The sequence below is a fragment of the Yersinia enterocolitica subsp. enterocolitica genome (assembly GCF_901472495.1).
Lineage (GTDB): Bacteria > Pseudomonadota > Gammaproteobacteria > Enterobacterales > Enterobacteriaceae > Yersinia > Yersinia enterocolitica.
The window spans coordinates 3,537,070-3,559,088 of sequence record NZ_LR590469.1 but is presented as its reverse complement, the minus strand read 5'-3'; the positions used below and the strand labels follow the sequence as shown (position 1 = coordinate 3,559,088).

Here is a 22,019-nt window from a genome sequence, read left to right as displayed (position 1 = left end):
AAGAGTGTTTACGGTGATGAATGTCTACGATACATAAGGAACACGCAGCTACAGAGCGCAAAATAGACGATATAAGTCGCCATATAAGCCTGTGCCGCGCCCAAAGAGCCATTCATTGGGATTAACCAATGGGCAAACCCGGTCAACAGTAAGAACTGGCTGACTTCCGTCAAAATGTAAAAGCGTAAAGAAGCTTTGGCAATCACCAGGTAGCCAAATACGTAAGAACCGACCTTCAATACATCACCGACCAACTGCCAGGCGAACAAGTCGCGCATTGCCGTAAATTGGTGAGAAAAGAGCAGCCAGATAGCAAAATCCCGTAATAACCAGACTATCAAACTGGCGGTCGCGACTGCCGGTAACACAAACTTCAGGGAACGCAGAATTTCACGCGAAATATCTGCTTTGGCTTTGAGCCTTGAGAGTGTCGGCAGTAAATAAACCGTAAATGACGCTGTGATAAATTGTAGATAAGCATCTGAAATACTGCTTACCCCTTGCCAAATCCCGACAGCATCCCAACCATAGCGGTCAGCCAGCAAGTTACGCATCATCACATATGCAACCGGTAAGGTCACTGAGGTAATCAACGCCATGATGGTAAATTTACCCAAATGGCTCGCTAATGCTTTGTCCCAGCTTAGTTTAAGATAGCTTAACGGAATAGTTTTGCGCCGAATTAACATCGCTGCCGCAGGGATAACCACCAGCGCAGGAACTAATGCCAGACCCACCAGCGCGCCGGGATAACCCCCTATGCGGAAACAAATATAGTACGCAACCACACCAATCAGGCTGCCACCAATCACCGCCAGCGCATTCCCCATCGCATCGCGATAACCTTTGAGAATAGCCAGGAACAGATTGGCGTAAGCAATCCCCATTTGGATAAACGCCACCGCCCGCACCACATTCTGATAATCAGCATGGCCAAATAATGCGATGCTGACCGGCTTGGCCGCCAGCAGGAAGATCAGTGCCAGCAGGGTTGAGAAACCCAGCACAATCGCCGATGAAGTCCCCAGCACGGCTCGCAAACGTTCAGGTTGCTGATGGTATTCAGCAACATATTTAGTAATGCCGTTAAAGATACCCGCGCCAGACAACACGCCTAATACCGTAATTAGCTGGCGGAAGTTACCCGCCTGCCCAACACCGCTAGGGCCAAAGGTCACCGCCAGCAGTTTAACCACTAACAACCCTACGCCGATCTTAATCAGCGTAGAGCCAGCAGTCCAAATCGATGCTTTTGCCAGAGACATATCAGGCGAAGAAACTCAGAACAGTATTAATGACCGTGCTCTGATTCACATCAGTCAGGTTATAGAAGATAGGCAAGCGCACCAGGCGTTCACTTTCTTTGGTGGTGAAGCGGTCTTCACCGTCCATACGACCAAACTCTTCACCTGCCGGGCAGGCATGCAATGGAATGTAGTGGAAGACCGCCATGATCTCAGCTTCTTTTAGGAAGCTGATAAATTTAGAGCGATCTTCGATATCACGCAGTTTGATATAAAACATGTGCGCATTTTGTGCCAGATTGCCAGGAATAACCGGCAAATCAATGCGCCCGGCATCAGCTAATGGTTTGAAAGCATCATAGTAAGTGTGCCACAGTGCCAGACGACGTTGGTTGATTTGATCTGCTGCTTCCAACTGACCCCATAGATAGGCGGCTTGTAAGTCAGACATCAAATAGCTGGAACCAATATCACGCCAGGTATATTTGTCGACCTGACCACGGAAGAACTGGCTGCGGTTAGTGCCTTTCTCGCGGATAATTTCTGCACGATCAATCAGTGACGGGTCATTGATAAGCGTCGCACCACCTTCACCACCCGCGGTGTAGTTTTTGGTTTCATGGAAGCTAAAGCAACCAATATGGCCGATTGTGCCCAGAGCTTTGCCTTTGTAAGTCGACATCACGCCCTGTGCGGCATCTTCTACCACAAATAAATTATGTTTTTTTGCCAGTGCCATGATGGTGTCCATCTCACAAGCTACGCCTGCATAATGAACCGGCACGATAACCTTGGTTTTGTCGGTGATGGCGGCTTCAATCTTAGTTTCATCGATATTCATGGTATCTGGACGAATATCGACAAACACCATCTTCGCGCCGCGCAGCACAAAGGCATTGGCGGTAGACACGAAAGTGAAACTTGGCATGATAACTTCATCGCCGGGTTTGATATCCAGCAGCAACGCAGCCATTTCCAGTGAGGCGGTACAAGAAGGCGTTAGCAAGACTTTCGGGCAATCAAAGCGTTTCTCCATCCACTGCTGGCAGCGACGGGTAAAGCCACCATCACCACATAATTTGCCGCTGGTGATTGCTGCCTGCATATAGCCCAGTTCAGTGCCGACTACCGGTGGAGCGTTAAATGGAATCATTTCATCCCCTGCATAACCAATACGCGGTGCTCTCAATCGAGGCACCACTGCGAATATAAAGACGTAAAGCAGCAACATTACTCATTTGTGTGGCTACCCGTAACCGGTGTAACCCATGGCTCTGGCACCACTGCTTTGCCGCCGACATTAATAATGAACCTATACCTTTACCCTGCGCATCTGGAAATACCGCTAACAGGCCAATACGCGCACTGCCATCTTGCAAATCGCGTAATGTCACAAAACCCGCAGGCTGACCAAATGTATCCATCACCAACAAACATTGATGGTCAAAAGTGCCAAGTACGGCCTTTTCAGCCCATAATGCATAAAATCGCCCGCTATCCTGTGGGTCATACCAAGGAGCGCGAAAACGGCTCAATGCAAAAGCTTGGGCTGCAACACTGCGCAATAGCGGGATATCGGCGGTTGTTGCCAGCCGCTGTTGATAAGTTCCAGTATCTATCGCAGATGAAGCATTTTCCGTGCCAACCCTATCTTTTTCCTCAACTAACAGCACCAGATCAACTTCACCTTCAACTAACTTGAAACCAAGCTGGCCGAGGGAGTCAATGAGGTCAAGGCGATGGGTAGGTACTTTGGCTTGGGTCAGGGTAAAAGCATCCAACTCAGCCGGGTTAAGTTGCGGGGCTGAGTCGGAGAAGTTAAGTTTTGCACTTTGGCGCTGGAAAAATTCACTTTCCCAGTCCAGCGACTCAATACTGGCGTGGACGGGCATGGAGCAAGTCCAACAGATATTTGCCATAACCGGTTTTCGCTAAAGCCGTGGCCGCGCGTCTTACACCGTCGTCGTCTAACCAGCCATTGCGCCAGGAGATTTCCTCCAAGCAGGCAATTTTGAAACCTTGCCGTTTTTCAACGGTTTGCACAAAAGTACTGGCTTCAATCAAGCTGTCATGGGTGCCGGTATCCAGCCAGGCAAAACCGCGGCCCAATAATTCAACCGTCAGTTCACCGCGATCCAAATACATCTGATTGATGCTGGTTATTTCCAGCTCACCACGGGAAGATGGTTTTACTTTTTTAGCAAAATCAACCACTTGGTTATCATAAAAATAAAGACCTGTGACTGCCCAATTAGACTTTGGCTGAGTCGGTTTTTCTTCGATAGATAGCGCACGGAAATCGTCATCAAACTCCACTACGCCAAAACGCTCAGGGTCCATGACTTGATAGCCGAAGACAGTCGCACCATGCTCACGCGCTGCGACGGTTTTCAATTTTGGGCTAAAGCCTTGACCAAAGTAGATATTATCGCCCAACACCAAGCAGCAAGGTTCATTGCCGATAAATTCTTCACCGATAATAAATGCTTGTGCCAGCCCATCTGGGCTTGGTTGTGCGGCATAGCTCAGATTGATACCAAACTCATCACCATTGCCCAGCAAGCGCTGGAAAGACGGCAAATCTTCAGGAGTAGAGATAATCAGAATGTCACGGATTCCGGCCAGCATCAGCACTGACAGCGGATAGTAAATCATCGGTTTATCATACACGGGAAGCAGTTGCTTAGAGACGCCACGGGTGATGGGGTGCAGCCTCGTACCGGAGCCACCTGCCAGAATTATGCCTTTCATTCGATCTCCTAAGACATACAATGTCTTGAAAACATCATGCAAAATATTGAATGATGCCATCCCAATGATTAATAAACTTCGAACCTATCGTCAATCACCCGAGCCCAAACGCTCACCGGCGTAAGAACCATCCTGAACACGCTGCCACCAAGATTTATTATTCAAATACCATAATACAGTCTTGCGGATGCCACTTTCGAAGGTTTCCTGTGGCCGCCAGCCCAGCTCTCGCTCAATTTTGCTGGCATCAATGGCATAACGCATATCATGGCCTGGCCGGTCTTTGACAAAGGTAATCAAGTCACGGTAGTGAGCAATGCCTGCCGGTTTTTCCGGAACTAATTCATCCAATAACGCGCAGATGGTTTCCACCACTTCAATATTCTTGCGCTCGTTATGGCCGCCAATATTGTAGGTTTCGCCCACCACACCTTCGGTAACCACTTGGTACAAGGCGCGGGCGTGATCTTCAACAAATAGCCAATCGCGAACCTGCGCACCATTGCCATAGACTGGCAGCGGTTTGCCCGCCAGCGCATTCAAAATAACCAGCGGGATCAATTTCTCAGGGAAATGATACGGGCCGTAGTTATTAGAACAATTGGTCACCAAAGTCGGTAAACCGTAGGTCCGCAACCAGGCACGAACTAAATGGTCGCTGGATGCCTTGGATGCTGAATATGGGCTACTTGGCGCATAAGGTGTTGTTTCGGTGAATAAATCATCGGTTCCGTGCAGGTCGCCATACACTTCATCAGTTGAGATATGATGGAAGCGAAACGCCAATTTTTTCTCAGCATCCAGCGGTTGCCAGTAATGACGCGCCGCCTCTAACATCTGGTAAGTGCCTAAGACATTGGTCTCGATAAAAGCCGCTGGGCCATCTATAGAGCGGTCAACATGACTTTCTGCTGCCAGATGCATTACTACATCTGGCTGATATTGCGCAAAAACACGATCCAACTCAGCACGATCGCAGATATCAACCTGTTCAAAAGCGTAGCGCTCACTGTGAGCGACAACCGCCAATGACTCCAAATTGCCAGCATAGGTGAGTTTATCCACCACCACCACGCTATCTGAGGTGCCATCGATAATATGTCTTACCACTGCGGAGCCGATAAAACCGGCTCCGCCGGTGACCAGAATACGTCTCAACGCCATACTCCTTTAGTGTCAACAATCCAGGATTGCTTCACATCTTCAGGTTTGATTGCTTTGAATTGGCTGTGGTCTACCAGCATCACCAGCACATCCGCTTGCTGCAAGGCAGTTGCGGTGTCTTTCAAGGTTACGTGGCCCACCAGCGATTTCGGTAATTGCTCAACATTCGGCTCAACTACCAGCGTTTCACCGGTGTGCCATTGTGCGATCAGATGGGCGATTTCAACCGCCGGGCTTTCACGCAGGTCATCGATATTGGGCTTAAATGCCAGGCCGAAACAGGCAATTTTCACTTCAGAAGCACGTTTATCAGTGGCTGCCAAACAATCAGCAACTGCCGCTTTAACACGATCAACAACCCACAGCGGTTTACCATCATTCACCAAACGAGCGGTGTGAATCAGGCGGGCCAGTTGTGGATTTTGCGAAACGATAAACCAAGGGTCAACTGCGATACAGTGGCCGCCGACACCAGGGCCAGGCTGCAAGATATTAACGCGTGGATGACGGTTAGCCAGGCGAATCAGCTCCCATACATTGATTCCCTGCTCATCACAAATCAGCGACAGCTCGTTGGCAAAGGCAATGTTAACGTCACGGAAGCTATTCTCGGTCAGCTTGCACATTTCTGCGGTGCGGGAATTAGTCACCACACATTCGCCTTCCAGGAAGATTTTGTACAATTCACTAGCGCGGGCAGAACACTTCGGTGTCATACCGCCAATAACGCGGTCATTTTGAATCAGTTCTACCATCACCTGACCTGGCAATACGCGCTCAGGGCAATAAGCAATGTTAATATCAGCCTCTTCACCGACATTCTGTGGGAAGCTTAAATCAGGGCGAGCTTCAGCCAGCCATTGTGCCATTTGCTCAGTCGCGCCGACCGGAGAGGTGGATTCAAGAATAACTAAGTCACCTTTTTTCAGCACCGGAGCGATAGATTTAGCGGCTGATTCGACATAAACCATATCCGGTTCATGATCGCCTTTAAACGGTGTCGGTACGGCAATAAGAAACGCATCAGCTGCCAGTGGTTTGGTTACGGCTCGCAGGTAACCGCCTTCGACAGCAATCTTCACCACTTTATCTAAATCCGGCTCCACGATATGGATAGCACCGCGATTAATGGTTTCAACTGCATGGGCGTTGACGTCCACACCAATCACTTTCTTCTTGCGCGACGCAAAAGCAGCAGCAGTTGGCAGGCCAATATACCCAAGACCGATAACAGAAATAGTTTCAAAACTCATAGCGTCACCTGATGATTCTTTAAAGCTTCAAGGATGCGTTGACAGGCATGCCCGTCACCGTAAGGATTATGCGCCCGTGTCATTTGATGATAGGCAGTTTCATCAGTCAGCAAACGGGTCACTGCATCGACAATTTTATTAATATTAGTGCCAACCAACAAAACCGTACCGGAATCGACGGCTTCCGGGCGCTCGGTGGTATCACGCATCACCAGTACCGGTTTACCTAATGAAGGCGCTTCCTCCTGAATACCGCCGGAGTCCGTCAGGATCAGATAAGCATGGTTCATGAGATAAACAAACGGCAGATAATCTTGCGGATCGATCAGGATGATATTATCAATCCCTTTCAAAATACGGTTGACCGGCTCGCTGACATTCGGGTTGAGATGCACCGGATAAACCACTTGCACCTCAGGATGTTTAAGTGCAATTTCAGCTAATGCGCTGCAAATCCGCTCAAAACCACCACCAAAACTCTCACGGCGATGGCCGGTGACCAGAATCATCTTCTTATTGGTATCGATGAAGGGATAGCGCTCCGCCAGACTGGCACGTAACTGCGGATTATTCATCACCCGATCCCGCACCCAGAACAGCGCATCAATCACGGTATTACCGGTCACAAAGATGCGGTTGTCCGGCACCATTTCACGTAACAGATTTTGTCGCGAATTTTCCGTAGGTGCAAAGTGATACATGGCCAGATGCCCAGTCAGTTGACGGTTGGCTTCTTCTGGCCACGGAGAATAGAGGTTCCCAGTGCGCAAACCCGCCTCGACATGGCCGACAGGGATGCGATGATAGAATGCAGCAAGACTGGTCGATAACGTCGTGGTGGTATCACCATGTACCAGGATAACGTCCGGCTTAAACTCAGCCAGCACAGGCTTTAGCCCTTCCAGAATACGACAGGTTATTTCCGTTAATCCCTGTCCCGGCTTCATGATATTCAAATCATAATCCGGTTGAATCTCAAATAAACGCAATACCTGATCCAACATCTCACGATGTTGGGCAGTGACGCAGACTCTTGATTCAAAGGCTTCATCCTGAGCCAAGGCATGCACCAGAGGAGCCATTTTAATGGCTTCAGGCCGGGTGCCAAAAACAGTTAACACTTTCACAGTGAATCTCTTTAAGGTCAGTTAGCCGCAGACAATGCCTGCAAGTTGGACGCACAATGCGCCCATTACTTTAAGTCTACTACTCAGTGCGACTGGTGCGACGAACCAACACCACACCGGCACCCACCAATGCTCCAATAGCACCCCACATAATCAGCAGGAATACACGACGTGGGCTATCACGGGTAACGGGGTCTTCTGGCGTACGTAAGTAGCGGTAAGTTTGGAATGTTTTATCTAGTGTCGGGCCGACGTTCAAAGTTGCCAGCATGGCGCGGTTCTGATCGTAATCAATATCAAAACTTGGGCCGGTAGCCTGTAATGTTTCTAAACGGGCTTCAAGCATCGGCTTACCCAACATAAACATTTTTGAGTCAGGCAATTGCTCAGCTGGAGTGTCCGTTTGATTACGGTTAATCCCCTGCTGGCTAGCCACTTTCAATGCTTGAGTCACGGCTGTAACTTCACGGTCGAATACGGCTTTAGCTACCGCTTCCTGCCGCTTGACCTGCGCTTTCATTGATTGAGTTCTGGCAGCCCAGGCACCTTCAATCTCATCATTCAAATGACTAGCCGCACGTTGACTAGCAAAATCAATGTAACTGCGCAGTAATTTATTTGAATCAGAGGCCGTTTCTGCCGTCAATTTGATGCTGTCATTCAGCATTTTTTTATCATCACGCGGCGTGAAAACAATATTATTCACCAGCTCGTCGAGTAATGCGGCATCAGCCTTAGCATCACCTTCTACCCGCTGTTTGTAGTAATCGGTTTGTAGCCAAAAATCACGACGGGTATCGTAAGCAGCTAATTGAGTGATGAACTCACCATAAGCTTCGTCGGAAATACTGGGCTGCTCACTGCTTGCAGCGCTATTGATTCGATTATCCAGGTTACGCAAGAATTGCTGCTGGGAATAATAGCCACCCAAGTTATTGACGGTTGGCCGGTCTGTAATAGCTGTAGCACTCCACTGTTGCTTCACCAGATAGGAAACACCCAGCGCAATAGCAGCAAAAAGAATTGCCATACCGATAATCCACACTTTACCGCGCCAAAGAGTACGGCACAGGCTGCGGATATCTAACTCGTTATCCACAGAAGGCTCATTATGGGTAGACCCTGTTTTATCAGTCGACATAGATTCTGGTTTCATCACTGCCTAAAAGCCTCTGGTTAAGATTCATGCTTATTTTGCGATGCACGGCGCATCCGACGCTTGGTACGCTTGATAAAACGTGCCACTCGCCATGCTCGTTTAATGCAATAGCCATACAATATAAATGCAAGCAAGAATAGTGCCAACATAACCCATTCGGGTACAAATGTCAGTCGTTCGCCGATAACACCCACTGCAGCTAACAAAGCCGCAGCCAGAGTGATCAGAACAAAAGCTTGGCGTGATGTAAAACCGGCACGCATGATCAAATGATGGATGTGCTGGCGGTCAGGTGAGAAAGGGCTCATCCCTTTACGTAAACGCCGGTACATGATGGCGATCATATCCATCAAAGGAATGGCAATAATCCACAACGCGGTAACCGGGTTAATCGGATGAGCGTTGCCTTGGGTGGTTTGTAGCAGTATCCAAATTGCGGTGAAACCGATTAGCGTACTGCCCGCGTCACCCATAAAAACTTTATAGCGGCGGCCTAATAACCCGAGGTTTAGCAAGATATAAGGCAAGATGGCGGCAATCATCGCAAAACACCACAGTGCTAATGCCATTTGTCCACTTTGGTAGAGCAAAATCCCCATGGCACCGAAAGAGACACAAGATAACCCCCCCAGTAAGCCATCAATGCCATCCACCATATTGAAAGCATTTATCGCCGCCCATACTGCGAATAATGTGACGACATAACCAAACGGCCCTAATATCATTTCCCACGGGCCAAAAGCGTGCCCCAAGCTGCGCAAATAAAGCCCGGCGACCGCCATCATGGCAATACCGACTAATGCTTGTACAAAGGCTCGGATTTTCACACTGATATCGAAACGATCATCTAAAGCACCAACGAACACCAATAAACCAGCGCAACCGAGGTATAAACGAAAATGGGGAATATGCTGGTTGGTAATCAGAAAGGTAAAACAAATACCCGCAAACACGGATATTCCGCCCACTAATGGGATCAACCCTTGATGACGTTTGCGATAATTAGGTTTATCAACTAATCCAATTTTCTTGGCAACTTTGCGAGCAACAAATAAAAATGCCAAAGAAAACATGAATATAACGAATATTTCGGTACTCATGGTGAGTAAATTCACGTTTAACCGCTCTCTGCAAAAAGATACAACAGCTTAGCATGTGACATGGCATAAACTATACCTTCCCCACGCTTTCAGTTATTTCTGAATATGATGACAGTCTTGTTCGTTATTCCCAACTCTATTTTCGCTATTTTCTTATTGGTAATGAGAATATATACCCAAAAAGGCATAGGTTAGAGATTTATATCAACTTAATGGATAACAAACCCGACTATCGTATATTCCAAAAGCAAAAAACGCCACGACTGAGCGTGGCGTTTTGATTGATCTTGCTAAAACTACGAACGTCTCATGTTATCGAAGAACTGATCGTTAGTTTTCGCTGTTGCCAATTTGCTGATGAGGAACTCCATTGCATCGATTTCACCCATTGGATGAAGGATACGACGTAAGATCCACATTTTTTGCAACTCTTCTGTGGTTGTCAGCAGCTCTTCTTTACGTGTACCAGAGCGGTTGAAATCAATGGCTGGGAACACACGCTTCTCTGCAATTTTGCGCGACAAGTGCAGTTCCATGTTGCCGGTACCTTTAAATTCTTCATAGATAACTTCATCCATTTTAGAACCGGTATCAACCAACGCGGTGGCAATGATAGTCAGGCTACCGCCCTCTTCAACATTACGTGCGGCACCAAAGAAGCGTTTTGGACGATGCAAGGCGTTAGCATCCACACCACCGGTCAGCACTTTACCTGAAGCAGGTACCACGGTGTTGTATGCGCGGGCCAAACGGGTAATGGAATCCAGTAAGATGATAACGTCTTTTTTATGCTCAACCAGACGCTTAGCTTTCTCGATAACCATTTCAGCAACTTGAACGTGGCGAGATGCTGGCTCGTCGAAAGTGGAAGCAATAACTTCACCTTTAACCAGACGTTGCATCTCGGTCACTTCTTCCGGGCGCTCGTCAATCAGCAGTACCATCAATACGCAATCAGGGTGATTGTAAGCAATGCTGGTCGCAATATTCTGCAACAGCATGGTTTTACCCGCTTTTGGCGGAGCAACAATCAGCCCACGCTGACCACGACCGATTGGCGATGCCAAATCAAGGACGCGAGCAGTTAAATCTTCAGTCGAACCGTTACCACGTTCCATGCGCAGACGAGAGTTGGCATGTAATGGGGTTAAGTTTTCGAACAGGATTTTGTTACGGGCATTTTCCGGTTTGTCATAGTTAACTTCGTTAACTTTCAACAAGGCAAAGTAACGCTCACCTTCTTTAGGTGGACGAATCTTACCGGCGACGGTGTCACCAGTACGGAGGTTGAAACGGCGAATTTGGCTTGGGGATACGTAGATGTCGTCGGGACCGGCGAGGTAGGAGCTGTCTGCAGAACGGAGGAAACCAAATCCATCCTGCAATATCTCCAACACACCGTCACCGAAGATATCTTCTCCACTTTTCGCGTGCTGCTTAAGGATAGAGAAAATAATATCTTGTTTACGCATCCGGGCCAGGTTTTCCAGCCCCATATTTTCGCCAAGTGTTATCAGATCAGAAACCGGCGTGTTCTTTAATTCGGTAAGATTCATAATGGTGGGTTCTTAAACTCGGGGTATGTCTCGAACTATGGTCGTGAATGGTATGGCAGCGTCATCCGTGCCTGTTTAATGGGACATTCAATCACCGGCCTTGGCCAAACTACGCAAGCAATGACTTACGCGAGGTTGCGCGACACAACGGTGTAAAGATTGAAGGTGCCTTAGACTGATTTAGTAAAACACTAGACTGTCAAAAACCGATTGAGTTCATACATATTCTCAACACAAATTATTTCGACATAGAGTAAAGCTTTAGATTCAAACTATTTAGATGCTACAGACTATTTATTAGGTACTAAAGAATTAAGCTAGATGCTACAAACCCGGTCTCAATACACAGGAATGTTCTATATGCAGTGGAGTAAACTTAACACGCTTCTTTGCAGGCGTCTAGCGGTCAGTGTGAGAAATCACAACTGCCGCTAAACATACCCTACGGCCTTGAAGCCACAGCGGTGTTAGCGACTCTTACTCACCCGAATCACTGACCTGAGTCAGCTCACCGGGATTAATGAGCCTCATCCTTGAGGCTCACCCTGCGGGCTAGCATAAATGCTGTTCAAATCGGTTCCCGACCAATTTGTCACGCGTTTGCTGCCTTGCTGCAACTTCAATGACGTTGGGTATTGTGACGGCAAACGCGCCGCTTACAGATTCGCATCCAAGAATTCTTTAAGCTGACCCTTAGACAAGGCACCAACCTTGGTTGCCACAACTTCACCATCACGGAATAACAACAGCGTAGGGATGCCACGGATACCATATTTGGGTGCCGTGCCCTGGTTGTCATCAATATTCAATTTAGTGATGGTAAGTCTGCCTTCATACTCTTCAGCAATTTCATCCAAAATCGGAGCAATCATCTTGCACGGACCACACCATTCAGCCCAGAAATCGACCAGAACCAGGCCGCTGGCTTTCAGCACGTCAGTGTCGAAGCTGTCGTCACTCAGGTGAATAATTTTATCGCTCATGTTCTACTCCAAAGGATTGTGTCTACCTCGTTGGTGTAGCATTAACCAACAATAGGATGACTTTATTTCACCGGATACGCTTTCGTAAAGCAATAGTTAGCTGATATTCTACCACACTATGAGCAAAACACACTTGACCGAACAGAAGTTTTCCGACTTCGCCCTGCACCCGCTAGTTATTGAAGCCCTTGAAAACAAAGGGTTTCAGTATTGCACGCCGATCCAGGCGTTAGCATTGCCACTCACCCTCTCTGGGCGTGATGTAGCGGGTCAGGCGCAAACAGGAACCGGCAAGACGCTGGCATTCTTAGCGTCTACTTTCCATTATTTGCTTTCTCACCCCGCAGAAGAGGGTCGTCAGACTAATCAACCGCGCGCATTGATTATGGCACCAACGCGTGAATTAGCTGTGCAAATTCACTCCGATGCAGAGTCACTTTCCCAGGTAACCGGCCTGAAATTAGGTTTGGCTTATGGTGGTGACGGCTACGACAAACAGCTTAAAGTGCTGGAAAGTGGCGTAGATATTCTTATCGGGACTACTGGCCGTTTAATCGATTACGCAAAACAAAATTATATTAATCTCGGTGCGATTCAGGTTGTGGTATTGGATGAAGCTGATCGGATGTACGATTTAGGCTTTATTAAAGATATCCGCTGGCTGTTCCGCCGTATGCCTTCCGTTGATAAGCGTTTAAACATGCTGTTCTCTGCCACACTTTCGTACCGCGTACGTGAATTGGCTTTCGAACAAATGAACAACGCCGAATATGTTGAAGTGGAACCGTTACAAAAAACCGGCCACCGCATTCAGGAAGAGCTGTTCTACCCTTCAAATGAAGAAAAAATGCGTCTGCTTCAGACGTTGATTGAAGAAGAGTGGCCAGATCGCTGCATTATTTTTGCCAATACCAAACATCGTTGTGAAGAAATCTGGGGCCACCTGGCTGCCGATGGTCATCGTGTCGGTCTATTGACCGGTGATGTCGCACAGAAAAAACGCCTGCGGATTTTAGAAGATTTCACCAAAGGTGATTTGGATATCCTGGTTGCAACTGATGTTGCTGCTCGTGGTTTGCATATTCCACTGGTAACCCACGTCTTTAACTATGACCTGCCTGATGATTGTGAAGACTATGTTCACCGCATTGGCCGTACCGGTCGTGCTGGCGAAAGTGGTCATTCCATCAGCCTGGCCTGTGAAGAATACGCATTAAACTTACCGGCTATCGAGACCTATACCGGTCATAGCATTCCGGTGAGTAAATATAATAGCGATGCACTATTAACTGATTTGCCGGCGCCAAAACGTCTGGCCCGTACCCGCACCGGGAATGGCCCACGTCGTAACTCTGCCCCACGTCGCAGTGGTGCACCACGGAATAACCGTAAGCGACCGAGCTGATAAATGATGCTAAGTTCCACCTCACTTTATGCTGCCATCGATCTTGGCTCCAACAGTTTTCATATGTTGGTAGTACGTGAGGTGGCTGGCAGTATCCAAACGCTGGCCCGGATCAAGCGGAAAGTCCGCCTGGCTGCGGGTCTGGATACCCAAAACCACCTATCGCAAGAAGCGATGGAACGCGGTTGGCAATGTCTAAAGCTTTTTTCTGAGCGTTTGCAGGACATTCCTTTGGATCAGATCCGCGTGGTGGCAACTGCAACCCTGCGTCTGGCTTCAAATGCTGAAGAATTCCTGCAAACTGCGACCGAAATCCTCGGTTGCCCGATTCAGGTCATCAGTGGTGAAGAAGAAGCACGTCTGATTTATCACGGCGTTGCACATACTACCGGTGGGCCAGAGCAGCGTTTAGTCGTCGATATTGGTGGTGGCAGCACAGAGCTGGTGACTGGCAATGGCGCTCAGGCAAATATTCTGGTTAGTTTACCAATGGGTTGTGTCACCTGGCTGGAGCGTTACTTTAGTGACCGCAATCTGGCAAAAGACAATTTTGATCGCGCGGAATCGGCTGCCCGTGAAATGCTAAAACCTGTCGCGCAACGTTTTCGTGAACATGGCTGGCAAATCTGTGTCGGTGCCTCGGGTACAGTTCAGGCGCTGCAAGAGATTATGGTCGCTCAGGGTATGGACGAACTGATCACGCTGGCAAAATTGCAGCAGCTCAAACAGCGAGCGATTCAATGCGGCAAGTTGGAAGAGCTGGAAATCCCCGGTTTAACACTGGAACGAGCACTGGTCTTCCCTAGCGGCCTGTCTATCCTGATTGCCATATTCCAGGAGCTGGCGATTGAAAGTATGACGCTGGCAGGCGGTGCGCTACGTGAAGGGCTGGTCTATGGCATGCTTCATTTGCCGGTTGAACAGGATATTCGTAGCCGAACGGTACGAAATATACAGCGCCGCTACTTACTGGATACTGAGCAAGCCAAGCGCGTCAGTAAATTGGCTGATAACTTTTTGCTTCAGGTAGAAAAAGAGTGGCGTCTCGACAGCCGATGTCGCGAGTTATTGCAAAATGCCTGCTTGATTCACGAAATTGGCCTAAGCATCGATTTTAAACGTGCTCCGCAACATGCCGCTTACCTGATACGCAATCTGGATCTTCCCGGTTTTACCCCCGCTCAAAAGCTCTTACTTGCAGCTTTATTGCAAAATCAGAGTGATACTCTCGATCTCTCGCTGTTGAATCAACAGAATGCATTGCCAGTAGATATGGCTCAGCACCTATGCCGTTTATTGCGTCTGGCCATTATATTCTCCAGCCGTCGCCGCGATGACACTCTGCCAGCCGTCCGTCTACGGGCCAATGGTGAAACACTTTATGTGCTATTGCCTCATGGCTGGTTGCAGCAACATCCTTACCGCGCAGAGGCATTAGAGCAAGAAAGTCATTGGCAGAGTTATGTTCAGTGGCCACTACTATTAGAAGAATTTAACTAACTTCTTGAGGTTAATGACAAAGTGCCTGTAGTGGTGAAAACAGGCAGATCGTAAAGACGCCGTAAACCCCTCCCTGGGGGCTCGAGCCGCGCCGTCCGTGGCGCGGACGCTTTACTCTTCTACCTGTCTTCACCTTGCAAGATTGAGTCGTCGAGGTTTGTCAGCAGTCTGAAGAATTTGACTAAATTCTTTGTTGTTGGCGGCCTCGGTCGCCTTCCCCTCGCTTATATTCTTGCTGTAAATCCCCATAAAACTATCAGATTGTGATCACCCTCAGTTTAAAAAAGAAACATTGTATGTATTTTTATAAAACACTGTTTCTTTATTGGAAAGGGATAACAATGCAAGCACAGCTTCAACGCCCACGAACTACAGGCATGCTGGTGATCATGGCCAGTCTGATGGTGGGTACTCCGATGGCAATGGCAGCAAAATCAAGTAGTCTCGATGCTCCTCAGCAGCTACAAGTTCCCACTCTCGCCTATGATGAGAGCAGTATTGTTCTGGTATGGAAAGCGCCGGAAGATACCCGAAAAATAGTTGATTATCAGATTTTCTCAGCGGGGAAATTGTTAGGTAAGGCCAGCGATAATAATGATAAATTCTCACCGGCCAAGCCTTATATCGATCATTTCTATGCCAATGATAAAGATAATTTCCAACATAAAATTGTGATGCAAAACTTTACGGTGATAGGCCTAAAACCCGAAACCAGCTATCAATTTACGGTGAAAGCACAATACGCCGATGGTTCTTTATCTGTAGCCAGCAAGCCCATTACAGCCAAAACCAGCGCCAAGCCGCAGATTGTGAATGTGCGTGACTTTGGTGCCATCGATGACGGAAAAACATTGAATACCAAAGCCATACAGCAAGCAATTGATAGCTGTAAGCCCGGCTGCCGTGTCGAAATCCCTGCGGGCACTTACAAAAGCGGTGCGCTTTGGCTGAAAAGTGACATGACCCTTAACCTACAGGCCGGTGCCATATTATTGGGTTCAGAAAATCCAGATGATTACCCTGCGGGCTACCGTTTGTATCCTTATTCCACCATTGAGCGCCCAGCATCGCTGATCAATGCCATCGATCCTAATAACAGCAAGCCGGGCACATTCCGCAATATTCGTATTACCGGCTCCGGAGTAATTGATGGCAATGGTTGGCTGCGCGCAAAAACTGCTGAAATTACTGATGAATTAGGCCGATCACTGCCGCAATATGTTGCGAGCAAGAATAGCAAAGTGCATGAAGACGGCATTCTGGCTAAAAATCAGGTTGAAAAGGCTGTTTCCGATGGTATGGATTTGAAAAATGCCTATGGCCAGCGCCGCTCCAGCCTTATGACATTACGCGGGGTAGAAAATGTGTATCTGGCGGGCTTTACGGTACGTAACCCTGCCTTCCACGGCATTATGAATCTGGAAAACCACAATGTGGTTGCCAACGGATTGATTCACCAAACATATGATGCGAATAACGGCGATGGTATCGAGTTCGGTAACAGCCAGAATGTCATGGTGTTTAATAACTTCTTTGATACCGGCGATGACTGCATCAACTTTGCGGCAGGTACAGGAGAAAAGGCCCAGGAACAAGAGCCCATGAAAGGTGCATGGTTATTTAATAACTATTTCCGAATGGGGCACGGCGCGATAGTCACTGGTAGCCACACAGGGGCGTGGATTGAAGATATCCTGGCCGAAAATAATGTGATGTACCTGACTGATATCGGTCTGCGAGCTAAGAGCACCAGCACCATCGGTGGTGGCGCGCGTAATGTCACTTTCCGCAATAATGCAATGCGTGATCTGGCGAAGCAAGTGATGGTGATGACATTGGATTATGCTGATAGCAATGCCAACATTGATTACCCTCCAGCCAAGATCCCTGCCCAATTCTATGATTTCACATTAAAAAATGTGACGGTAGATAATTCCACTGGCAAAAATCCGTCTATTGAAATCAAAGGGGATACAGCGAACAAGGCCTGGCACCGTCTGGTTCACGTGAACAATGTGCAACTTAATAATGTCACGCCGACAGCAATCAGTGACCTACGTGACAGTGAATTTAATAAAGTCACTTTCACTGAATTGCGGGGCGATACGCCATGGCACTTCAGCGAGGTGAAAAATGTCAAGGTTGATGGTAAACCTGTCGCGCCTTAATCAATAACAGATGGGCAGGTTCTGTTATCACCTGCCCACTATTAGTTTTGAGTATTCACTGCGGCTTTTTAGCATTCGCTAATTGCGCTCGAATATTGGCGAGATGACTCTGGCCTTTTTGCATCCGCTCTTCCGGGCTAACGGCTTTGCGCTCATTTTCCCATTTCAAATCATCCTGCGGGAGTTCCATCAGGAAACGGCTGGGTTCTGGCCGAATCAGCTCACCATACTGCCGCCGCTCTTTGCATAAGGTGAAAAACAGTTCGCGTTGAGCGCGGGTGATGCCCACATAGGCCAGTCGCCGCTCTTCATCTACATTGTCTTCATCAATACTGCTTTGGTGTGGCAACAAACCTTCTTCCATACCAACCAAAAACACATACGGGAATTCCAACCCCTTTGAAGCATGTAGTGTCATCAGTTGTACCTGATCCAGCTCTTCATCACTTTCCCCGCGCTCCATCATATCGCGCAGGGTAAAACGTGTGACAACCTGAGTCAGTGTCATCGGCTCATTCAGCTCTGACCCTTCCAACATTTCGGTCATCCAGCTAAATAATAAATTGACGTTCTTCATCCGCATTTCAGCCGCTTTCGGGCTGGGAGAGGTTTCGAACAGCCAGCTTTCATAATCGATGCCGTGAATCAAATCCCGCACTGCTGCTATCGGCTCACGTTCCACTAAGCGAATAATGCCTTCCATCCAATGAGTGAAACGCTGTAATGACTCCAGACCGCGCCCCTTCAGATGCTCGCCCAGCCCTAAATCAAAACTGGCACGAAACAGACTTTTATTACGCACATTAGCCCATTCACCCAATTTTTGAATCGTCGCAGAACCTATCTCGCGCTTTGGGGTATTCACGATACGTAAGAATGCGCTGTCATCATCCTGATTGGTCAATACTCGCAAATAAGCCAGTAAGTCTTTGATCTCCGGACGTGAGAAAAACGAATCCCCGCCGGAGATACGATAAGGAATACGGTTTTGCATCAACAGCTTTTCAAACAGCCGTGACTGGTGATTGCCGCGATACAGAATGGCATAGTCGCTGTATTGCGTTTTTTTCACAAAATGGTGGGCGATAAGCTCACCGACCACCCTTTCAGCTTCATGATCTTCATTATTGGCGGTAATCACTTTTAGCTCATCGCCATACTCCAACTCAGAAAAGAGTTTTTTTTCAAAAACATGCGGATTATTGGCAATCAAGATATTGGCCGCTTTCAAAATACGGCCCGAGGAGCGGTAGTTTTGTTCCAGCTTGATCACTTGCAACTGTGGGAAATCTTCATTCAACAAGACTAAATTCTGTGGTCGCGCACCACGCCATGAATAGATGGATTGATCGTCATCGCCCACCACGGTAAAACGCGCCCGGCTGCCCACCAGCAATTTAACCATTTGGTACTGACTGGTATTGGTGTCCTGGTATTCATCCACTAATAGGTAACGCAGCCGGTTTTGCCAACGTTCGCGCACTTCCAGATCCTTTTGCAGCAATAAGGTGGGCAATGAAATGAGATCATCGAAATCCAATACATTGCACGCTTTTAAATGTGCGTCATATAAGCCATAGCAATGGACGAACAACTTATCGCGTTCGGATCGAGCCAACGCCGCGGCGGCGGCAGGATCGAGAAGATCATTTTTCCAGTTTGAGATCTGGGATATCAACTGTTGCAGTAAAGTTTTATCGTCTTCCAACCACTTATGGGTCAGGTCTTTCAACAGACCCAGTTGGTCTTGCGCATCAAACAGGGAGAAATTGGATTTCATTCCTAGCGCTTTGTACTCTTTTTTGATGATTTCCAGCCCCAGAGTATGGAACGTCGCGATCATCAAACCCCGAGCTTCTTTGCGCCCCAACGTCTGGGCCACACGTTCTTTCATTTCACGCGCAGCTTTATTGGTAAAGGTTACCGCAGCAATATGTTTTGGCTGATAGCCACATTGGCGGATCAGATGCGCAATCTTATTCGTGATGACTCGGGTTTTGCCCGATCCCGCACCGGCCAACACCAGGCAGGGTCCGGTGACAAATTCGACGGCTTGTTGTTGGCTGGGATTTAATCGCATAACACTCGAAAGCTCAGTAGGTAGACGGGGGAACCGGATTGTAGCAGAAAGCGGCTGATGACAAAAAACCAGCTGGCATCTTTTGATTTGTAAAAGCTGACCAGCGTGGCCCCATCACGACTAAAATACGTTACACTGGCGCGCTTCAAGGCTCCCTTGAAGATAATCTTCGTTCAAATAACCCTACCCAATAAATTGGTGGTGATTGTTACTATGGCAAACAAAGCTTCTGCACTGCACATTCTGGTTGATGATGAAAAGCAGGCAAACGATATTCTGGCGCAGTTGAATAACGGCGCAAATTTCCAAGAGTTAGCGAAAAAATTCTCTAACTGCCCGTCAAAACGTAATGGCGGCGATCTGGGTGAGTTCAATAAAGGGGATATGGTTCCGGCATTCGATAAAGCCGTATTCAGCTGCGAATTACTGCAACCTTATGGTCCGGTAAAAACTCAATTCGGTTACCACATTATTAAAGTGTTATATCGCAATTAAGTTCGTCATGCGCCACCTCACCGGCGGCGCAAGTAGCCTCTTCCGCCTTTCTTCTATTTATCATTAATATAAAGTGTCTTAAAAATAATTATTATTGGAAGAACAACATGAATATTATTAGCACTCAGCCTGCCATCAATTATATCTATACAATATACCTACTTAACTTTACAAATAACACATCACACTCTATTAACCAGTCCTATTAAAATGTACCCCAACAGGATTGAAAATTGACTTTTCAATAAAAACAACAAGAAAGATCTCATTAACTTGTTTTTATATAAAATAAAAAACATTTAAATACAGTTGGTTATGCTGTATTTACTTAAAATAGAGAGTTAGTAGGATTTTTCCCACAAACATTGGTTTGTTTGTCCTATGTGCAGCTAAACCTGCTTTCTATATTATCTCATCATCAAGTAACGGACGTAGCCGAAATAATGACTACTCAATTACTTTAATGAAATAACATGTGGATAGCTGGCGAGTATAACCGAATAACACTCGTACATATAGTCATTAACCCACATCTTACTTAATAAGTTGAATACTCATTCGCATTTGAATGCAACGAGCACTTCAGCTATTTCTAATTACTATATTGGAGTTTCAAATGAATAAGATTACTTTGGCTATGGCGTTATTCGCAGCATCTACAACTGTAGCAATGGCAGCAAGCAATAATACAATTACCTTCCAAGGCGAAGTCACAGCTCAAACTTGTTCTGTTACCGTCAACGGCCTTGACGCTAACCCAATGGTATTATTGCCAACCGTATCAAGTGGCGATTTAGATGCTTCAGGTAAAACCGCCGGTAAAACAACCTTTACTCTGGGTGTATCAGGTTGCGCAACCGGTGCTGCTGACATTGATATAAAAACTGTTTTCGTGGGCAACCAGGTAACAACTGCTGGCAACTTAAAGAATACCGGCACAGCATCAAATGTTGATCTGCAATTACTGAAAGATGCAACCACAACAACAGGTATCGATCTGAATAGTAGTGTGGGACAAGATGGCATCGTTTTAAAAGCTGGCGATACATCAGCAGAGCATGATTTTGCGGTTCAGTATTTCGCAACTGGTCAAGCGGGCCCTGGTTCTGTGATCGCCTCTGTACAATATGCAGTTTCCTACCTGTAATATCAGTATCGTAGGATAGGATATACTCTAAGTAATTGGAGTTGTGGGCAGGTAGCGAATATATAGCACCTCCTACAACTTCAAGTACCAGAAGTTTAACTATTCAACCAGTTTCCTTCAGAGGATATCCCCATTATGCTTAATATAAATAGCTACCGTTTCCTGCTTGTTACTTTATTAATTCTTATGGGTATATCTTTTGCCAATGCCAGCGTAGTGATGAGCGGCAGCCGTATTATATATTCGGCAGGTGAAAAAGAGCATAGTATCCAATTAACAAATAATGATAATTTTCCTAATGCTGTCCAGGTCTGGTTAGATAGTGGCGATACCCAATCAACACCGGAGACAGGTAAAGCACCCTTTATTGTCACTCCCCCTTTCTTCCGTATTGAAGCGAATGCGGGCCAAACATTAAGGCTGAAATATACCGGTAGTGGTTTGCCAACGGATAGAGAATCTGTGTTCTACCTTAATTTTTTACAGGTTCCCCCCGTTAATAAGGCAGAAAAGAATAATAAAATGTTAGTGTTGATGCGTAACCGGATTAAAGTGTTTTATCGGCCTGAAAATATTGCTGGCCGAGTTGATCAAGTCTCCAGCGCTCTGACATTTAATGTACGCCAACAAGGTAAGGATGTTGTTGTTACGGGCAAAAACCCAACAGGGTTCTATGCCACCATTGCCAGTGGTGAAGTCGTTGGGGGAGGTAAAAAACTCAAAATGAAATCTGAGATGATCCCACCAATGTCTCAAGCTCAGTGGGTTATCCCAAATTCATCTGTACCTTCAAATGCTATTGTTAATTTCCTGTTAGTTAATGATTTCGGCGGGCAAGATACCGGTAGCTATAAAATTCAGTAGTAGCTTTCCGGCTAAGGAATATT

At 47.1% G+C, this 22,019-nt stretch carries 18 protein-coding genes; 6 read left to right on the top strand and 12 right to left on the bottom strand.

Going from position 1 to position 22,019, the window contains the following annotated elements:
• Nucleotides 1-8: 8 nt before the first annotated feature.
• The 11 genes from wzxE to trxA all read right to left on the bottom strand — a co-directional run bounded on the left by wzxE (nucleotide 9) and on the right by trxA (nucleotide 12,337).
• Nucleotides 9-1,265: a lipid III flippase WzxE gene (wzxE, locus tag FGL26_RS16880; protein WP_005176202.1), complete on the bottom strand. Its 1,257-nt coding sequence runs from the start codon at nucleotides 1,263-1,265 to the stop codon at nucleotides 9-11.
• A gap of 1 nt (nucleotide 1,266) precedes the next feature.
• A complete protein-coding gene (gene rffA / locus FGL26_RS16875) occupies nucleotides 1,267-2,397 on the bottom strand; it encodes a dTDP-4-amino-4,6-dideoxygalactose transaminase (protein WP_005176203.1) in 1,131 nt (376 codons plus the stop codon).
• 1 nt (nucleotide 2,398) lies between these two features.
• A complete protein-coding gene (rffC, locus tag FGL26_RS16870; RefSeq protein ID WP_005176204.1) occupies nucleotides 2,399-3,136 on the bottom strand; it encodes a dTDP-4-amino-4,6-dideoxy-D-galactose acyltransferase in 738 nt (245 codons plus the stop codon).
• Nucleotides 3,114-3,995 (bottom strand): glucose-1-phosphate thymidylyltransferase RfbA, encoded by an 882-nt coding sequence (rfbA, locus tag FGL26_RS16865; protein ID WP_005176207.1) that lies wholly within the window; start codon nucleotides 3,993-3,995, stop codon nucleotides 3,114-3,116. The genes rffC and rfbA overlap by 23 nt, the downstream gene beginning before the upstream one ends.
• Before the next feature lie 90 nt (nucleotides 3,996-4,085).
• A complete protein-coding gene (rffG, locus tag FGL26_RS16860) occupies nucleotides 4,086-5,159 on the bottom strand; it encodes a dTDP-glucose 4,6-dehydratase (protein ID WP_197733732.1) in 1,074 nt (357 codons plus the stop codon).
• Nucleotides 5,150-6,412 (bottom strand): UDP-N-acetyl-D-mannosamine dehydrogenase, encoded by a 1,263-nt coding sequence (gene wecC, locus FGL26_RS16855; protein WP_005176212.1) that lies wholly within the window; start codon nucleotides 6,410-6,412, stop codon nucleotides 5,150-5,152. The genes rffG and wecC overlap by 10 nt, the downstream gene beginning before the upstream one ends.
• Nucleotides 6,409-7,539 carry a non-hydrolyzing UDP-N-acetylglucosamine 2-epimerase gene (gene wecB / locus FGL26_RS16850; RefSeq protein ID WP_005176215.1) on the bottom strand — a complete coding sequence of 377 codons (1,131 nt, stop codon included), beginning with the start codon at nucleotides 7,537-7,539 and terminating at the stop codon, nucleotides 6,409-6,411. The genes wecC and wecB overlap by 4 nt, the downstream gene beginning before the upstream one ends.
• 79 nt (nucleotides 7,540-7,618) lie before the next feature.
• Nucleotides 7,619-8,695: an ECA polysaccharide chain length modulation protein gene (gene wzzE, locus FGL26_RS16845; protein WP_032903351.1), complete on the bottom strand. Its 1,077-nt coding sequence runs from the start codon at nucleotides 8,693-8,695 to the stop codon at nucleotides 7,619-7,621.
• Nucleotides 8,696-8,715: 20 nt separating this feature from the next.
• Nucleotides 8,716-9,813, bottom strand: coding sequence for a UDP-N-acetylglucosamine--undecaprenyl-phosphate N-acetylglucosaminephosphotransferase (gene wecA / locus FGL26_RS16840; protein ID WP_005176219.1), 1,098 nt, complete (start codon nucleotides 9,811-9,813; stop codon nucleotides 8,716-8,718).
• A gap of 281 nt (nucleotides 9,814-10,094) precedes the next feature.
• A complete protein-coding gene (gene rho, locus FGL26_RS16835) occupies nucleotides 10,095-11,354 on the bottom strand; it encodes a transcription termination factor Rho (protein WP_004704159.1) in 1,260 nt (419 codons plus the stop codon).
• A gap of 656 nt (nucleotides 11,355-12,010) precedes the next feature.
• Entirely contained in the window at nucleotides 12,011-12,337 is a 327-nt protein-coding gene (gene trxA, locus FGL26_RS16830) for a thioredoxin TrxA (protein WP_005162627.1), read from the bottom strand.
• Between the two features lie 118 nt (nucleotides 12,338-12,455).
• Between trxA and rhlB the strand changes: the two genes are divergently transcribed.
• The 3 genes from rhlB to FGL26_RS16815 all read left to right on the top strand — a co-directional run bounded on the left by rhlB (nucleotide 12,456) and on the right by FGL26_RS16815 (nucleotide 17,410).
• Nucleotides 12,456-13,742, top strand: a complete 1,287-nt coding sequence (gene rhlB, locus FGL26_RS16825; RefSeq protein WP_005162628.1) for an ATP-dependent RNA helicase RhlB — start codon at nucleotides 12,456-12,458, stop codon at nucleotides 13,740-13,742.
• Nucleotides 13,743-13,748: 6 nt separating this feature from the next.
• Nucleotides 13,749-15,242, top strand: coding sequence for an exopolyphosphatase (gene ppx / locus FGL26_RS16820; protein WP_005176224.1), 1,494 nt, complete (start codon nucleotides 13,749-13,751; stop codon nucleotides 15,240-15,242).
• Nucleotides 15,243-15,583: 341 nt separating this feature from the next.
• Nucleotides 15,584-17,410, top strand: a complete 1,827-nt coding sequence (locus tag FGL26_RS16815) for a glycosyl hydrolase family 28 protein (RefSeq protein WP_005176225.1) — start codon at nucleotides 15,584-15,586, stop codon at nucleotides 17,408-17,410.
• A 55-nt stretch (nucleotides 17,411-17,465) separates the two neighbouring features.
• Here the strand turns inward: FGL26_RS16815 and rep are convergent, their stop codons facing one another.
• A complete protein-coding gene (gene rep / locus FGL26_RS16810; protein ID WP_005176228.1) occupies nucleotides 17,466-19,490 on the bottom strand; it encodes a DNA helicase Rep in 2,025 nt (674 codons plus the stop codon).
• A gap of 213 nt (nucleotides 19,491-19,703) precedes the next feature.
• Here rep and ppiC point away from each other — a divergent pair, with 213 nt between their 5' ends.
• The 3 genes from ppiC to FGL26_RS16795 all read left to right on the top strand — a co-directional run bounded on the left by ppiC (nucleotide 19,704) and on the right by FGL26_RS16795 (nucleotide 21,996).
• Nucleotides 19,704-19,985: a peptidylprolyl isomerase PpiC gene (gene ppiC / locus FGL26_RS16805; RefSeq protein ID WP_004704164.1), complete on the top strand. Its 282-nt coding sequence runs from the start codon at nucleotides 19,704-19,706 to the stop codon at nucleotides 19,983-19,985.
• A gap of 616 nt (nucleotides 19,986-20,601) precedes the next feature.
• Nucleotides 20,602-21,132, top strand: coding sequence for a fimbrial protein (locus FGL26_RS16800; protein WP_005176232.1), 531 nt, complete (start codon nucleotides 20,602-20,604; stop codon nucleotides 21,130-21,132).
• Between the two features lie 135 nt (nucleotides 21,133-21,267).
• The gene (locus FGL26_RS16795) at nucleotides 21,268-21,996 is read left to right on the top strand and encodes a fimbrial biogenesis chaperone (RefSeq protein ID WP_005176233.1); all 729 of its coding nucleotides are present in this window, start codon (nucleotides 21,268-21,270) and stop codon (nucleotides 21,994-21,996) included.
• The last annotated feature ends 23 nt before the right edge of the window (nucleotides 21,997-22,019 follow it).

Excerpts from the sequence above, each read along its gene's own strand:
- FGL26_RS16800 (WP_005176232.1), top strand. The coding sequence starts at position 20,602 with ATGAATAAGATTACTTTGGCTATGGCGTTATTCGCAGCATCTACAACT.
- ppiC (WP_004704164.1), top strand. The coding sequence starts at position 19,704 with ATGGCAAACAAAGCTTCTGCACTGCACATTCTGGTTGATGATGAAAAG.
- rffG (WP_197733732.1), bottom strand. The coding sequence starts at position 5,159 with ATGGCGTTGAGACGTATTCTGGTCACCGGCGGAGCCGGTTTTATCGGC.
- wzxE (WP_005176202.1), bottom strand. The coding sequence starts at position 1,265 with ATGTCTCTGGCAAAAGCATCGATTTGGACTGCTGGCTCTACGCTGATT.
- trxA (WP_005162627.1), bottom strand. The coding sequence starts at position 12,337 with ATGAGCGATAAAATTATTCACCTGAGTGACGACAGCTTCGACACTGAC.
- rffA (WP_005176203.1), bottom strand. The coding sequence starts at position 2,397 with ATGATTCCATTTAACGCTCCACCGGTAGTCGGCACTGAACTGGGCTAT.
- rfbA (WP_005176207.1), bottom strand. The coding sequence starts at position 3,995 with ATGAAAGGCATAATTCTGGCAGGTGGCTCCGGTACGAGGCTGCACCCC.
- FGL26_RS16815 (WP_005176225.1), top strand. The coding sequence starts at position 15,584 with ATGCAAGCACAGCTTCAACGCCCACGAACTACAGGCATGCTGGTGATC.
- wzzE (WP_032903351.1), bottom strand. The coding sequence starts at position 8,695 with ATGAAACCAGAATCTATGTCGACTGATAAAACAGGGTCTACCCATAAT.
- rffC (WP_005176204.1), bottom strand. The coding sequence starts at position 3,136 with ATGCCCGTCCACGCCAGTATTGAGTCGCTGGACTGGGAAAGTGAATTT.
- rep (WP_005176228.1), bottom strand. The coding sequence starts at position 19,490 with ATGCGATTAAATCCCAGCCAACAACAAGCCGTCGAATTTGTCACCGGA.
- rhlB (WP_005162628.1), top strand. The coding sequence starts at position 12,456 with ATGAGCAAAACACACTTGACCGAACAGAAGTTTTCCGACTTCGCCCTG.
- FGL26_RS16795 (WP_005176233.1), top strand. The coding sequence starts at position 21,268 with ATGCTTAATATAAATAGCTACCGTTTCCTGCTTGTTACTTTATTAATT.
- wecC (WP_005176212.1), bottom strand. The coding sequence starts at position 6,412 with ATGAGTTTTGAAACTATTTCTGTTATCGGTCTTGGGTATATTGGCCTG.
- ppx (WP_005176224.1), top strand. The coding sequence starts at position 13,749 with ATGCTAAGTTCCACCTCACTTTATGCTGCCATCGATCTTGGCTCCAAC.
- rho (WP_004704159.1), bottom strand. The coding sequence starts at position 11,354 with ATGAATCTTACCGAATTAAAGAACACGCCGGTTTCTGATCTGATAACA.